This is a genomic window from Clostridium sp. MCC345, from assembly GCF_018785345.1.
GTDB classification, from domain to species: Bacteria; Bacillota; Clostridia; order Lachnospirales; family Anaerotignaceae; genus Anaerotignum_A; species Anaerotignum_A faecicola.
This window is the reverse complement of sequence record NZ_WQPP01000059.1, coordinates 1-302: the sequence shown is the minus strand read 5'-3', so window position 1 is coordinate 302 and position 302 is coordinate 1. Positions and strand designations below refer to the sequence as shown.

The window sequence follows — 302 nt, the reverse complement described above, 5'->3', positions numbered from 1 at the left end:
ACATCCCAGCCCATTTTTTCTGCCACTGCTCTTACCGGAACCATAACACGCCCATTGATATTCACAGGCTGCTGGTCACCAAAACTTACTTTTTGGCCATCCACCGTTACAGTGATGTTGTCAGCTGCAAAAGCTGTCGGAACAGCACCGAATACCATTGCCGTTGTCAGCAGTGCAGTCATAATTCTTTTCTTCTTCATAGTATCTCCTCCTTGATTTTTATTTCAGATAAATGATTGATTGAATTATCCGTATTTTACCACAGTAAAAATACGATTTCATCAAATCGAACACCCCAATTT

At 40.7% G+C, this 302-nt stretch carries 1 protein-coding gene; it reads right to left on the bottom strand.

Going from position 1 to position 302, the window contains the following annotated elements; all coding sequences use genetic code 11:
- On the bottom strand, positions 1 to 200 hold a 200-nt coding region (locus tag GPK49_RS09410), incomplete at its 3' end, for a stalk domain-containing protein (protein WP_318283891.1).
- Between the last annotated feature and the right edge of the window lie 102 nt (positions 201 to 302).